Source organism: Paenibacillus sp. FSL H3-0333 (assembly GCF_038002805.1).
In the GTDB taxonomy this organism is placed as follows: Bacteria; Bacillota; Bacilli; order Paenibacillales; family Paenibacillaceae; genus Paenibacillus_AQ; species Paenibacillus_AQ silagei.
This window is the reverse complement of record NZ_JBBODG010000001.1, coordinates 504,903-518,229: the sequence shown is the minus strand read 5'-3', so window position 1 is coordinate 518,229 and position 13,327 is coordinate 504,903. Positions and strand designations below refer to the sequence as shown.

Below are 13,327 nucleotides of genomic sequence, written 5' to 3'. Positions count from 1 at the left end.
GACTAAAGGCTCGTATAAGCTTCAATATCCCGGACGGGAGATGAAGGTGAAGAGGCTGCGGTTGTACAGCGTACCCTGCAGCTCTACGAAGCCTTCGTCCACCGCTGTAATCACACCGATGTCTACGTGCGCGTTCCCCCTATAGACTTCAACAGGCACAGCATATTGAATATGGTACTGGAAATGGCGCTGCAGTGTTAAGATATCGCCCTGATGTGGCATGTTCATCACCTGTCTCCGGAGTATAAACTTATTGTACCAAAAACGGAACTCTTCTGCTGAGAGTACCGGGTGGAAAGGAAAAACCTTAAATATGAAATGGATTGTTGGACTCGGGAATCCCGGAACGCAATACGCGAAGACCAAGCATAATGTCGGCTTCATGGCCCTCGATGAGCTTGCGTCCAGACACGGAATTGCCTTTAACCAGAATAAATGCAAATCGGTAATCGGTGAAGGGATGATCGGCGGTGTGAAGACGGTGCTGATCAAGCCGATGACCTTCATGAATCTGTCCGGGGAAGCTGTACGGGCTTATATGGATTATTATAAGGTCCAGCTGGAAGATATGATTGTGGTGTATGATGACCTGGATACGGAGCTGGGTAAGATCAGGCTGCGATATCAAGGCAGTGCCGGCGGGCACAATGGCATCAAGTCCATCATTCAGCATACGGGCACCCAGAGCTTCAACCGGGTGCGGATGGGCATATCCCGTCCGGAGCCGGGCTTTGCTATAGTTGACTACGTACTATCTACCTTCGCCAAGAAGGATGGAGCAAGGCTTGAGAGCATGATAAGTGATACTTGCGATGCTGTGGAATTCAGCCTGCAGCATACCTTTGAACAGACCATGGCCAAATTTAACGGATGAAATACAAGGCATAGGGTTCAGGACCCTGCGGCTAAAGCCCTCCCGGGCGGGGCATACTGAAGGTATATACTACCTTCAGGAGGCATATAGATGGCAATACACTATGTATGCAGGCACTGCCGGACGTTCTTGGGAAGCATTGGCAGAAGCGATATTACAGAGATGCAGCTGGGGCTGCAATCCTTGACCCCTGCGGAGCGCAGAGATATAATAGCGTATGATTCAGAAGGCGAGATTACGGTGAAGGTGACCTGCGATTACTGCAAGCAGGCGCTGGATAACAACCCCGAGCTCAGCCTGCTGGCCAGTCCGCTTCAGTAAGGTGGAAGCGCCTGTCTCTATCGTCATCCGCAAGCCTTGGCCTTATCCGCTGAGGCTTGTTTTCGATTCTAATTATAATAGGTGACAGCGGCATTGCCGCTGTCAGCCTGTTTAGTAAGAGAGGTGCACCTGTTGTTACAAGGTCTTATAGAAGATTTTTCCAAGGATACTGATTTCCAGTCTGTCACCCGTGGCATCGCAGCAGGGATGAAGGAACAGCTTATCTCCGGTCTGTCCGGCTCGGCCAGACAAATCATGCTGGCTGCCCTGCATGAGGAGACGCAGCGTCCGCTCTTGGTTGTGACCCATAATATGTTCTCAGCCCAGAAGATGGCTGATGATTTGCAGGAAGCGCTTTCCCCGGAGCGGGTGCTGCTCTATCCGGCCAATGAGCTGGTGGCGGCTGAGGCCGCTGTCTCAAGCCCGGAGACGCTGGCTCAGCGGATTGATGTACTGACGCGCTGCTCCCAGGGCTTCCGGGGAATTGTAGTTGTTCCCTACTCCGGCGTTCGGAGGCTGCTCCCCGCTCCGCATGTCATGGCTGAAGCCCAGCTTACGGTTTCGCAGGACGGAACCTTGCCACTGGATGACTTCCTCATGTCCATGATTGAGATGGGCTATGAGCGGGTGGAGCGGGTAGAGAACCGCGGTGAGCTTAGTGTACGCGGCGGTATTATCGACTTCTATCCCATGACCTCTCCACTGGCTTACCGGGTGGAGCTGTTTGATGATGAAGTAGACTCCATCCGTACCTTCGACCCTATGGATCAGCGCTCCATCGATAAGGTCCGCAGTGTGAAGATTACACCGGCCAAGGAGATTATATTCGATCAGCTCCGTCAGGATGCGGCTTCTACCGCTGCGTCCGCAATGCTGGAGCGGCAGCTTGAGAAGATGAGTGACCGTCAGGCCAAGCTGCGTCTGCGTGAGGAGATGGGCCGGGAGCTGGAGATGCTGCGGCAGGGTACCTATTTCCCGGAAGTCTATAAATATATCAGTCTGCTCTACCCTGAACGTATTCATCTGTATGATTATATGGCTCAGGATACTTTGCTTGTCCTGGATGAGCCGGCCAGACTTCTGGAGACCGCCAAGCAGCTGGAGCGGGATGAGTCGGAATGGAATCTGCACTTGCTGCAGAACGGCAAGACGCTGCCTGAGCTGCAGCTCTCTGTCGACAGCGAGGTTATTATGTACCAGCGTCCGTTCCAGAGCCTGTTTATGTCGATATTTCTGCGTCAGGTTCCACATATTCAGCCACAGAATATCTTAGGCTTCATCAGCCGCGGAATGCAGGACTTCCATGGCCAGATGAATGTGCTGAAGTCCGAGATGGAGCGTTGGCACAAGTCCGGCGTGAAGGTGATCATGCTGGCGAATGGCGAGGAGCGGATGGAGCGTATCCGCCGGGTACTGGATGACTATGGCATTGAGGAACCGACGATCCTGCAGGGCAACCTGGGCTCCGGCTTCGAGCTTCCTTCGATTCATCTCGCAGTGATCACTGAGGGTGAGATGTTCTCGCAGAAGCAGCGTAAGGCGCGGAAGGTCTCGAAGGGCATTGATAATGCCGAACGGATTAAGAGCTATACCGAGCTGAAGATCGGGGATTATGTGGTTCACCAGAATCACGGGATCGGTAAATATATGGGCATCGGGACGCTTGAGGTTAGCGGTATTCACCGCGACTATATGCACATCCTCTATGCAGGAGGCGACAAGCTCTCTGTTCCGATTGAACAGATTGACCTGATTCAGAAATATGTCGGCTCGGAAGATAAGGAGCCGAAGGTCTATAAGCTGGGCGGCAATGAATGGACCCGGGTTACCAGCAAGGTACGGAGCTCGGTTCAGGATATCGCCGATGATCTGATCAAGCTGTACGCAGAGCGCCAGAGCGCGCTTGGCTATGGCTTCGAGAAGGATACGCAGGAGCAGCGCGAATTCGAAGAGATGTTCCCTTATGAGGAGACACGTGACCAGCTGCGGGCGATCGAAGAGATCAAGAAGGATATGGAGCAGAACCGTCCGATGGACCGGCTGCTCTGCGGCGATGTAGGCTATGGCAAGACAGAGGTGGCGATCCGGGCTGCTTTTAAATCTGCTATAGAGGGCAAGCAGGTGGCTGTGCTCGTGCCGACGACGATTCTGGCGCAGCAGCACTACGAGACCTTCCGTGAGCGCTTCGCCAATTATCCGCTGAATATTCAGGTATTGAGCCGGTTCCGCAGCCGCAAGGAGCAGAATGAGACGATCAAGGGAGTACGCCAGGGGACAGTGGATGTTATTATCGGCACACACCGGCTGCTGTCACAGGATCTGGTCTTCAAGGACCTCGGCCTTCTGATTGTCGATGAAGAGCAGCGTTTCGGCGTGACCCACAAGGAGAAGCTGAAGCGGCTGAAGACCAATGTCGATGTATTGACTCTGACAGCTACACCGATTCCCCGCACGCTGCATATGTCGATGCTCGGGGTGCGTGACTTGTCAGTTATTGAGACACCACCGGAGAACCGCTTTCCCGTACAGACGTATGTGGTGGAGCATAGCCAGACACTGACCCGGGAAGCAGTGGAGCGCGAGCTGGCCCGTGGCGGGCAGGTCTACTATCTGTACAACCGTGTACAGGGGATTCAGGAAATGGCGGCGCAGATCTCCATGCTGGTGCCGGAGGCAAGAGTGGGTATCGGGCATGGCCAGATGTCGGAATCGGAGCTTGAGAAGACGATTCTCGACTTCCTGGACGGAGAGTATGATGTGCTGGTCAGCACCAGTATTATAGAGACCGGTGTCGATATTCCTAATGTAAACACACTGATTGTTCATGATGCTGACAAAATGGGCCTGTCCCAGCTCTATCAGCTGCGCGGACGCGTCGGCCGTTCCAACCGGATTGCTTATGCCTACTTCACCTACCAGCGCGATAAAGTGCTGACAGAGGTGGCTGAGAAGCGCCTGCAGTCCATCAAGGAATTCACTGAGCTCGGGTCAGGCTTCAAAATTGCTATGCGCGATCTCTCCATCCGGGGAGCAGGCAATCTGCTGGGGGCGGAGCAGCACGGCTTCATTGCCTCGGTCGGCTTCGACCTGTATTCGCAAATGCTGGCGGAGGAAATCCGCAAACGCAAGGTGAGTGTGCTTGGCGAGGAGGATACTTCGCTGAAGCAGGGGAATACGGTCATTGATTTGTCGATTGACGCGTATCTTCCTTCCGAGTATATTTACGACAGTATCCAAAAAATAGAAATCTATAAAAAGGTTGCTGCTGTGGCTTCCTTCGAAGATGCCTCCGAGCTTGAGGATGAGCTGCTGGACCGGTTCGGCGAATTGCCGGAAGCCGTTATTAATCTGCTCTCTGTGGCCCGGTTGAAGGTGTACGGCAAGCTGTACGGCATGGAATCCATGGTCCGGCGCGGGGATGATGCCCTGCTTAATTTCCACGAGGGCAGCCTGGGGGCGTTTGATACGGCAAAGCTCGCCAAAGTTGGTAATAGCTTCGAAAGGCGTGTACAATTTGATAAGGATGCCAAGGCAACGATCCGGATCAAAGCGAAGGATTTAGGTGACAAGGAGCTGCTGGATGTGCTGGAGCAATTCCTCGCGGCAGCCAAACAGTCTTTAAAATCGAAGGGAGAATTACACAATGTCGTTAAATAAAAAATCCTGGAAGGTACTGGTGGTCTCGCTGACCGCAGCCCTGTCCTTCTCCATGCTTGCTGCCTGCAGCAATAAAAGTGATGATACTGCGGTAGCAACGTATAAGGGCGGCACCATTACCCAGAAGGAATTCAATCTGGATACCCGCGTAATGAAATTCCTGTCCCCCGAGCAGGCGCAGTATCTGGAGATTGATATGTTCAAGGAGTCCATCCTGAAGCAGGAGGTCGCGTTCGAATACTTGGCGGACAAGGCCACGGATGAAGCGAAGAAGGCTGCGGAGAAAGAAGTCGATACTCAGATCGGCTCTATCAAGACTGCGCTGGGCGATAAGTACAAGAGCACGCTGAAGGAACAGGATCTGAGCGAGTCGGACCTGCGTTCCTATATGCAGCGCGTACTTACCGTATATCAGGACATGCTGCTGAAATTAACGGACGAGCAGGTCAAGACCCATTATGAAGCCACCAAGGCTGATTATAGTGTGGCTACTCTGCGCCATGTCCTGGTTGGCCTGACCGATAGCGCCGGCAAAGAGCGGACGGATGCCGATGCGCTGAAGCGCGCCCAGGAAGTGAAGGCGAAGCTGGATGGCGGGGCGGACTTTGCAGCCGTGGCCAAGGAATACTCGGATGATACCAGCACGAAGGAAACCGGCGGTGAATACAAGGACAAGGCACTGGTAGATTATGTAGCAGAGTTCAAGGCTGCGGCCCACTCTCTTCCGCTGAATACGATCAGTGAGCCGGTCAAGACTACCTACGGATATCACATTATCAAGGTGGAAGCCCGCAAGGACACCACCTTTGATACGCTGACTGCCGACCAGCTGAAGGCTGTGAAGAACTCTGCCGCTTCTGCCAGCCTGGAGACCTTCCTGGAGAAGGAACTGGATAGTCTGGAGATTAAAATCAATCTGCCGAAGAGCTCTGCTGCTGCAGGCAGCGCGGGAGCCACAGCTACACCGGCTCCGGCTGCGGGCAGTGACACGCCAGCCGCTACAGATACACCGGCTGCTACAGAAGCCGCTAAATAAATTTAGGCTGGACAAGCCGCCTGATGCGCCATGCATCCGGGCGGTTTTTTTTGCCACAATAGAACAAAATGGGGAAAATACTGCGGCGGTATAGAAATGACTATTTGTGATCATAACTGGAATGATGCCGGGCCGGGGCGTTCTCATTCTCCATGAACAATTATATGCGGGCTGAGGGATGTATAAGGAACTGGGAAGAGATGAATACTATGGTCAGATATTACGATAAATCACCGGGATTAACCATTCCCATAATGGACAGTAGTTGGACCATACTTCTTAAGGAAAGCGGGGCAACATTTGAAATGAAAGCTACTGGTATTGTAAGACGTATTGATGACCTCGGACGAGTTGTTATCCCCAAAGAGATCAGACGCACCTTACGGATTCGTGAGGGCGATCCTCTGGAAATTTTTGTTGACCGCGATGGTGAGGTTATATTGAAAAAATATTCACCGATTGGTGAATTGGGCGATTTCGCCAAGGAATATGCAGAGTCGCTGTATGAAGGAACAGGGCATATTACCATGATTACGGACCGGGACACGTTCATCGCGCTCGCCGGCGGCTCCAAGAAGGATTATCTGGAGAAGCAAGTGGGTGTGCTGCTGGAAAAGGTAATGGAAAGCCGTAAAACGATGCTTGAGAATAATGCAGGCAGCTATGACATCAGCAAGGACCACACGGAGCTGTTATCCACGTATGTGGCAGCGCCTATTATCTCCGGAGGAGATCCCATCGGCTGCGTAGTGCTGCTGAATAAGGATGATTCGGTCAAGATGGCCCAGATGGAAGTGAAAATGGCGGAGACAGCCGCAGCCTTCCTGGGCAAGCAAATGGAGCAGTAATCAGCTGGTGCTGGAGAGTCCCGCTTTTCCTTAGGTTATTATGACCGTAGGGAATGGCGGGTTTTTGCTGTGAATCGGCAAGCTAAGGAATAGACGCATGGTCATTTACACTTCTACCCTTAGATAAGTTATAATATAGAAATTCATTTGCTTAGGTTAAAGCAAGCTCTATATTATGGCAGTTATGGCTGTAGAAGCAGGTAAACGATGACATCCAATTCGCAAGGCTCGAAGCTGCTGCAGGGCGCTTTTATTCTTAGCGCGGCAGCTATTTTCTCGAAACTGATCGGTACGCTCCAGAAGATACCGCTGCAGAATCTGGGCGGTGACGCCGCGTTCGGTATCTACAATACGGTCTATCCGCTGTATACCATTCTGGTTACTGTGGCGATGCTCGGGCTGCCTGCCGCCATCTCGCGGTTCGTGGCCGAGGCTTCGGCGGCACAGGACGCGCAGAAGGGGCGGCGGGTCCTGCTGCTATCCGCCGGAATTACAGCGGCCAGCGGCCTGGTGCTCGGCATTCTGGTCTACGCCGGGGCTCCGCTCATTGCGGTATGGGTCGGCAGCTCCCATATTGTCCCGGCGCTGCGCAGCAGCGCCTGGGGGCTGGCGGTGGTGCCGCTGATGGCTGCGCTGCGCGGCTACTTCCAGGGACTGCATAATATGATGCCGACCGCCGTGTCGCAGGTGGTCGAGCAGTCGGTACGCGTGGCGGTCATGATCGCGCTTCTGCTGTATCTGACGGGCGCTGGCGCAGATGCGGCAGGAATTGCTGCCGGTGCGATGCTGGGTCCAGCCGGGGGCGGGATCGCCGGTCTCGGCGTGATGCTGCTGTATTGGCGCAGCCACCGCCGGGGCTTGCAGGACAGGCTGCCTCAAGCTCCGCTTCAGAACAGAACAGCATCGGCCGTACGAAGGGATAAGCAGGGCATTCCTGCCCGCGAGCTGTTAGCCTATGGCCTCCCGGTGATGCTTGGTGCGCTGGCTGTTCCGTTAATCGGACTGGTCGATGTCTTCACAGTTCCCCGTCTGCTGGCGGGGAGCGGGAGCAGCGAGACGGCGGCGATGGCCCAGTTCGGCATCTATAACCGCGGGCTGCCGCTCGTGCAGATCGTAACGATGCTGGCGACCTCGCTCTCGGTCGTCTTCATCCCGGCACTGGCCGAAGCGAAGTACCAGCGGGATGAGGCCTTGATCCGCACGCGCATCACGCTGTCGCTGCGCTGGTTCTGGCTCCTCGGGCTGGCCGCCTCCGTAGGCCTGGCCGTGCTTGCAGAGCCGGTGAACACGGCTCTGTACGGGGACGCCGCCGGCAGCGGCGCGATGACCTGGCTGGCCTTCACCGCCGCGGGCGGCACGGTCAGCATCATCTCCGCCGCGCTGCTGCAAGGCCTGGGCGCCGTGCGCGCGCCGGCGCTGACCCTGCTGGCCGCCGCTGCGCTTAAGGCGGCCCTCAACCTGCTGCTCGTCCCGCAGCAGGGCATTACCGGTGCGGCCATCGCTGGCGTGGCCGCACATCTCTTCGCAGCAGCGCTGAACGTGCTGCTGCTCTACCGGCAGGGACATCTGCGGCTGCGCGCCGCAGATGTCCTGCTGAAGCCCGCGGCGCTGCTCGCGGGCCTGGGGCTGGCCGCCGCGGCTGTGAGCCACGGCGCAGCCAGGGCGGCAGACGCCGCCGGCTTCGGCGGCGGGCGGACCGTGGCCCTGGCGCAGAGCCTGCTCGGCGTGCTCGCAGGCTGCGCCGTCTTCGCACTCGGCGCAGTGGCGCTGCGGCTGCTCAGCGAGAGCGAGCTGCGCCAGCTTCCGGGCTTCGGCCCGCGCTTAGCGGACAAGCTGAAGAAGCTGCGCCTGTTCCCATAAGGCGCAGCTCAATAGATACATAGCGCAGCCGCCTTTCGCGAATAGCAGCAGGCGGCTGCCTGGAAGGAGTAGACTGGCATGAGCGCAACATTAACGATCGTCGGCCTGGGCTCCGGGAACCCGGACCGGCTGACGCTGGGCATTATCAAGAAGCTGAAGGCGGCCTCGGCCGTATACGTGCGGACCGCAGAGCATCCTGTCATGGCTGCACTGGCGGAGATGGAGATAGCCTGGGAGTCCTTCGACGGGCTGTATGAGTCGCTGTCGTCCTTCCCTGAGGTCTATGAAGCCATTACGGCAACGCTGATCGAGAAGGCTGCGGCCGCTCCGCAGGGCACGGAGATCGTCTATGCCGTGCCGGGGCATCCCATGGTGGCCGAATCCGCCGTCTCCCTGCTGCGCAGGCGCTGCCCGGAGGCGGGCATTGAGCTGAATATCCTCGGCGGCGAGAGCTTCCTGGATGAAGCGTTTGTCCGACTGGGCTTTGATCCGATTGAAGGCTTCCAGCTGCTGGATGCCTCCGGTATCCGCAGCTCCCAGCTTCACCCGGAGCTGCACACCCTGATCGGGCAGGTCTATGACAGCTTCACCGCGTCTGAGACCAAGCTTTGCCTGATGGAGCTGTACCCGCCCGAGTATGAGGTCATTGCCGCACATGCGCTTGGCGTGGAGGGCGAGGAGCAGATTCTCCGGGTGCCGCTGTACGAGCTGGACCGGCAGGACGGCTATGGTAACCTGTCGCTGGTGTATGTTCCGGCGAACCGTGCGGATGAAGCGCGTAACCGCACCTTTGCCCGGCTGCATGAGATTGTCGATATTCTGCGGAGCCCCGAGGGCTGTCCTTGGGACCGTGAGCAGACGCATGAATCCTTGCGCAAAAATCTGATCGAAGAGACCTATGAGGTGCTGGAGACGATTGACGAGGATGATCCGGACCATATGAGGGAAGAGCTGGGCGACCTGCTGCTCCAGATTATGCTGCACTCCCAGATGGAAGAGGAGCTGGGAACCTTCAGTGTCTACGATGTCATTGAGGGGCTGAATGAGAAGCTGCTGTTCCGCCACCCGCATGTCTTCGGCGATCAGGCGGCGGGCAATGCCGAGGAGGCGCTGCAGAACTGGGAAGGGATGAAGGCCGAGGAGAAGCGGCGCAAAGGCGTGAAGCCCGAAGCCCTGTCCGCACTCAGCGGGGTTCCGAGGGATCTGCCGGCTCTGATGAAGGCGTATAAGCTGCAGAAGAAGGCGTCCCGCGTCGGCTTCGACTGGGATAACACCAGTGATGTGCTGGCCAAGATCCGCGAGGAGGTTGACGAGCTTCAGGAAGCGATTGAGACGGGACAGTCCGCCGGGGAGCAGATGCTGGAGCTGGGCGACCTGCTGTTCGCAGCCACCAATGTGGCCCGCTTCATCGGAGCCGATCCGGAAGAAGCGCTGACCCGCACCAACCGCAAGTTCGTAGCCCGCTTCGAGTATATTGAGCAGCGTCTGCGGGATCGGGGGGTCCGGCTGGAGGACAGCCCGCTGGAAGAGATGGAGGCCCTCTGGCAGGAAGCCAAGGCAGAAGAGCGGAAGCAATAGATTTTAGAATTATAGTCTTCGGCGTATATCCCGCGCGTTTCACGGCAATGCTGTGACTATTGGCGCGAATCTCTGATTTAAAATGCATTGAGAGGTTTATAATGTTATAGTGCTATAACCCCCATATCCTACGCAAGATGTTACTTTTTCAAAAAAAACGGCGGATCGTGGCAGGAATTGAGGGCGGAATCCAGAATATCATAAAGACGAAATGACGATTTGCCGTGATTTTCCGGTAAACCTGATTTTCATTTATTTTTTGTATCCTAGGAGGAACTTCAAATTATGAACAAGACAGATCTGGTAAACAACATTTCCGAGAAAAGCGGACTATCCAAAAAAGACGTAGAAACCGTACTTAACGGAATGCTGGGCGAAATTACAGAAGCTCTCGCAAGCGGAGATAAAGTACAGCTGATCGGCTTCGGTACTTTTGAAACGCGCAAACGTTCCGGCCGCACCGGCCGTAACCCGCAATCGGGCACACCTATCGAAATTCCTGAATCCACAGTGCCGGCCTTCAAGGCAGGCAACAAGCTCAAAGAAGCCGTTAACTAATGCGTCTGGACAAGTTCCTGAAGGTCTCCCGTCTGATCAAGCGCCGCACCGTGGCCAAGGATGTGTCCGAACAGGGCCGGGTGTTGATCAATGGACGGGAGTCCAAACCGAGCAGCACGGTGAAGATCGGTGACGAGATTACCGTGCAGTTCGGCCAAAAGCTTGTGACGGTCAAAGTGGAAAAGCTGGTGGAAACCACCCGCAAGGACGAGGCCGCCGGAATGTATACCCTGCTCCGTGAAGAGCCGGTTGCCAAAAGCACGGGACTCGACTGGTAGCAAATGATTGCAGCATAAGGTTAAGAGGTATTCCTGAAGCCGGAAGACGGCGGAGCGGGATGCCTCTTTTTTAAAAGATAAGAATTTATATGTTTTGGGGTCCCCGCAAAGTACCTGAGTCATCATCTAAGCTAAAGCCCCACTTTGTGGGGTTATTTTGTTGTTTTCACCTGTTCTATACCCTGTCCTTCCTTCATAGATTAGAACCAAGAAGGAGGGGTACATGCTATGATGGAGCCAACTAAAGTCAACAAACAGCATGATCTGCACATGCGCAGCCGTAAGCAGATTGAGCTGACAGGTGTGCAGAATGTGGAGAGCTTTGACAACGAGGAGTTTCTGCTAAGTACAGAGCTCGGCCAATTGACCATTCGGGGGACTCATTTACATATCAAGAATTTAAGTCTGGAGAATGGAATGCTGTCCCTTGAAGGCAATGTTCATTCCCTGATTTATCTGGACCCCGGGGCGCAAGGCAAAAATAAAGGGATTCTCCGCAAGCTGTTTAAATGAATCCCTCCGTTCAATGGATCACCCTGCTCTATATGATTCTGTCCGGCATTGCCATGGGACTGGCCTATGACAGCTACCGGGTGCTGTCGCAGAAGCTGAGATTTCCCAATTGGCTGAATGCGCTGCTGGATTTGCTGTATTGGATAGGAGCTGCCCTGCTGGTCTTTCGCATGCTTTATGCCGGAAACCAGGGACAATTGAGGTTTTATGTCGTTCTTGGCCTCTTTCTAGGTGTATGGATCTATTTTTTGATCTTCAGTATTACAGTGCAGCGTTTTGTGGTAAGGTTAATTCAGTCAGTTCAGTATGTATGCAGGATGCTATGGCGGTTCATTACCATAGTCATCGGAGGTCCGATTCTCTGGCTGTGGCGCCTGGTTAAGGGAATAGTACTGCTGCTCGGCCGGGTCCTTCTTTATATTTTTAAGCTGCTGCTGCGTCTAACCAAGCCAATCTGGGTACTTCCTGTAAGGTGGGCCTCTCCGTATGCATCCCGGTTCGTTCATAGCGCCCGGATCGTGAGGATCACCGAGTGGATATCAGGGTGGCGGAAGCGCTGACCTTGAACCCTGGAACTGGAGGTAAGCTGAATGAACAGATTCTCTGCGGAAGAGAAGAATACGAATCAGAGTGCTTCGGCCGCAGGCGCGAAGAGAAGAAAGTTTATATGGATTCTTGTGATGGCTGTTTTCTTCGGCTGGGCCGGATTCACTTTCTTTGCCCAGAGCGCAGTAATCGCCGACAAGAGCGAACAGCTCGCCCGTAAGAAAGAGAACAGTGAGAGTGTAACAGCCACGATGAATCAATTGAAATATGAGGTCTCGCGGCTGAATGACGATGAGTATATCGGACAATTAGCGCGTAAATGGTACAATATGTATCCTGCAGGGGAATCTCCTATCCGTACCGAGCAATCCGGGCAATAAAAGCAGGCGAAAAGAGGCTTACGCTGTGTTGCCTTGCTTTGCTCTTTACTGTATAATCAAATCACCGCAGACAGGATGGACATTATATTCGTCTGTATATTTTTAAGGGAGGATCATTTTATTCTATGGCAATTGAAGTGGGCACCAAGTTAGAGGGCAAGGTGACAGGCATCACGCATTTCGGAGCATTTGTGGATCTGTCAGGAGGTGTCACAGGTCTCGTTCACATCTCGGAGATCGCCGATAACTACGTCAAGGATGTCAACGATCATTTGAAGATTGCGGATGTAGTAACCGTTAAGGTGATCAATGTTGACAAGGACGGCAAGATCGGACTTTCCATTAAGCAAGCCGTTGATAAGCCGGCATCGGAAGTACGTCCCCCCAGAGCTCCAAGACCTGAACGTCCAAGCGGTGGAGACCGTTTCGGCGGTGGTGGCGGCAGTGGCGGAGGCGGCGGTGGATTCAATCGTGAACGGGGTGGGCGTCCATTCAAGCCTGCAGCCGGTAAACCTTCATTCGAGGATAAAATGTCACGCTTCCTGAAAGACAGCGAAGAACGGATATCTTCGATCAAGAAGAACACAGAAGGAAAGCGCGGCGGCCGTGGAGCCAAGCGCGTATAATCTGAGTCTTGCACATCATAAATAACCGCAGGGGCGTTGCGCCCTTCGCGGTTTTTTTGTTGCGTCCGGCTATTTTTGTCGGGCTTTGAACAAATTGCCGACAGCATCTATGCCATTCTCACATAACTCTAGGGCAATCGCTGACGAATGTCCGCGCGGCCACTACCTGCAACCGGCAGTCTGACTGCGGCAGTCCGCAGCCGATCTTTTACCCCGTATGGGATTGGGAGGCTTTTCCACAGAATGTCGGGA

Annotated in this window: 14 protein-coding genes; 13 read left to right on the top strand and 1 reads right to left on the bottom strand. The window is 54.7% G+C overall.

The annotated features are described in order from the left end of the window. Window positions 1-21: 21 nt before the first annotated feature. A complete protein-coding gene (locus MHH78_RS02270) occupies window positions 22-228 on the bottom strand; it encodes a hypothetical protein (protein WP_379254216.1) in 207 nt (68 codons plus the stop codon). Window positions 229-313: 85 nt separating this feature from the next. Here MHH78_RS02270 and pth point away from each other — a divergent pair, with 85 nt between their 5' ends. The 13 genes from pth to MHH78_RS02205 all read left to right on the top strand — a co-directional run bounded on the left by pth (window position 314) and on the right by MHH78_RS02205 (window position 13,075). Further along, a complete protein-coding gene (pth, locus tag MHH78_RS02265) occupies window positions 314-874 on the top strand; it encodes an aminoacyl-tRNA hydrolase (RefSeq protein ID WP_076082772.1) in 561 nt (186 codons plus the stop codon). A gap of 90 nt (window positions 875-964) precedes the next feature. After that, window positions 965-1,195 carry an anti-sigma-F factor Fin family protein gene (locus MHH78_RS02260; RefSeq protein WP_036696405.1) on the top strand — a complete coding sequence of 77 codons (231 nt, stop codon included), beginning with the start codon at window positions 965-967 and terminating at the stop codon, window positions 1,193-1,195. A gap of 132 nt (window positions 1,196-1,327) precedes the next feature. After that, the gene (mfd, locus tag MHH78_RS02255; protein ID WP_341166473.1) at window positions 1,328-4,852 is read left to right on the top strand and encodes a transcription-repair coupling factor; all 3,525 of its coding nucleotides are present in this window, start codon (window positions 1,328-1,330) and stop codon (window positions 4,850-4,852) included. Continuing rightward, complete coding sequence (locus tag MHH78_RS02250; protein WP_341166472.1) at window positions 4,839-5,888, top strand: peptidylprolyl isomerase; 1,050 nt, start codon at window positions 4,839-4,841, stop codon at window positions 5,886-5,888. The genes mfd and MHH78_RS02250 overlap by 14 nt, the downstream gene beginning before the upstream one ends. Window positions 5,889-6,193: 305 nt before the next feature. Next, window positions 6,194-6,736, top strand: coding sequence for a stage V sporulation protein T (spoVT, locus tag MHH78_RS02245; protein ID WP_036696414.1), 543 nt, complete (start codon window positions 6,194-6,196; stop codon window positions 6,734-6,736). 207 nt (window positions 6,737-6,943) lie between these two features. Beyond that, entirely contained in the window at window positions 6,944-8,596 is a 1,653-nt protein-coding gene (locus MHH78_RS02240; protein ID WP_076082781.1) for a putative polysaccharide biosynthesis protein, read from the top strand. Between the two features lie 78 nt (window positions 8,597-8,674). After that, window positions 8,675-10,174 (top strand): nucleoside triphosphate pyrophosphohydrolase, encoded by a 1,500-nt coding sequence (mazG, locus tag MHH78_RS02235; RefSeq protein ID WP_341166471.1) that lies wholly within the window; start codon window positions 8,675-8,677, stop codon window positions 10,172-10,174. 285 nt (window positions 10,175-10,459) lie between these two features. Then, window positions 10,460-10,732, top strand: a complete 273-nt coding sequence (locus MHH78_RS02230) for an HU family DNA-binding protein (protein WP_076082787.1) — start codon at window positions 10,460-10,462, stop codon at window positions 10,730-10,732. Further along, complete coding sequence (locus MHH78_RS02225) at window positions 10,732-11,010, top strand: RNA-binding S4 domain-containing protein (RefSeq protein ID WP_036723951.1); 279 nt, start codon at window positions 10,732-10,734, stop codon at window positions 11,008-11,010. Before MHH78_RS02230 ends, MHH78_RS02225 begins: the two co-directional genes overlap by 1 nt. A 228-nt stretch (window positions 11,011-11,238) precedes the next feature. Next, entirely contained in the window at window positions 11,239-11,523 is a 285-nt protein-coding gene (gene yabP / locus MHH78_RS02220) for a sporulation protein YabP (protein WP_076082791.1), read from the top strand. Beyond that, window positions 11,520-12,083, top strand: a complete 564-nt coding sequence (gene yabQ, locus MHH78_RS02215) for a spore cortex biosynthesis protein YabQ (protein WP_076082795.1) — start codon at window positions 11,520-11,522, stop codon at window positions 12,081-12,083. The genes yabP and yabQ overlap by 4 nt, the downstream gene beginning before the upstream one ends. A 30-nt stretch (window positions 12,084-12,113) precedes the next feature. Continuing rightward, window positions 12,114-12,449 (top strand): FtsB family cell division protein, encoded by a 336-nt coding sequence (locus MHH78_RS02210; RefSeq protein WP_036723947.1) that lies wholly within the window; start codon window positions 12,114-12,116, stop codon window positions 12,447-12,449. Window positions 12,450-12,574: 125 nt separating this feature from the next. Next, window positions 12,575-13,075: a S1 domain-containing RNA-binding protein gene (locus MHH78_RS02205; protein WP_036696437.1), complete on the top strand. Its 501-nt coding sequence runs from the start codon at window positions 12,575-12,577 to the stop codon at window positions 13,073-13,075. The last annotated feature ends 252 nt before the right edge of the window (window positions 13,076-13,327 follow it).

What these genes read in the sequence shown, in the direction of transcription:
- MHH78_RS02250 (WP_341166472.1), top strand. Translation starts at nt 4,839, where the DNA reads ATGTCGTTAAATAAAAAATCCTGGAAGGTACTGGTGGTCTCGCTGACC.
- MHH78_RS02260 (WP_036696405.1), top strand. Translation starts at nt 965, where the DNA reads ATGGCAATACACTATGTATGCAGGCACTGCCGGACGTTCTTGGGAAGC.
- MHH78_RS02225 (WP_036723951.1), top strand. Translation starts at nt 10,732, where the DNA reads ATGCGTCTGGACAAGTTCCTGAAGGTCTCCCGTCTGATCAAGCGCCGC.
- MHH78_RS02230 (WP_076082787.1), top strand. Translation starts at nt 10,460, where the DNA reads ATGAACAAGACAGATCTGGTAAACAACATTTCCGAGAAAAGCGGACTA.
- MHH78_RS02270 (WP_379254216.1), bottom strand. Translation starts at nt 228, where the DNA reads ATGAACATGCCACATCAGGGCGATATCTTAACACTGCAGCGCCATTTC.
- yabQ (WP_076082795.1), top strand. Translation starts at nt 11,520, where the DNA reads ATGAATCCCTCCGTTCAATGGATCACCCTGCTCTATATGATTCTGTCC.
- mazG (WP_341166471.1), top strand. Translation starts at nt 8,675, where the DNA reads ATGAGCGCAACATTAACGATCGTCGGCCTGGGCTCCGGGAACCCGGAC.
- yabP (WP_076082791.1), top strand. Translation starts at nt 11,239, where the DNA reads ATGATGGAGCCAACTAAAGTCAACAAACAGCATGATCTGCACATGCGC.
- MHH78_RS02205 (WP_036696437.1), top strand. Translation starts at nt 12,575, where the DNA reads ATGGCAATTGAAGTGGGCACCAAGTTAGAGGGCAAGGTGACAGGCATC.
- spoVT (WP_036696414.1), top strand. Translation starts at nt 6,194, where the DNA reads ATGAAAGCTACTGGTATTGTAAGACGTATTGATGACCTCGGACGAGTT.
- MHH78_RS02240 (WP_076082781.1), top strand. Translation starts at nt 6,944, where the DNA reads ATGACATCCAATTCGCAAGGCTCGAAGCTGCTGCAGGGCGCTTTTATT.
- pth (WP_076082772.1), top strand. Translation starts at nt 314, where the DNA reads ATGAAATGGATTGTTGGACTCGGGAATCCCGGAACGCAATACGCGAAG.
- MHH78_RS02210 (WP_036723947.1), top strand. Translation starts at nt 12,114, where the DNA reads ATGAACAGATTCTCTGCGGAAGAGAAGAATACGAATCAGAGTGCTTCG.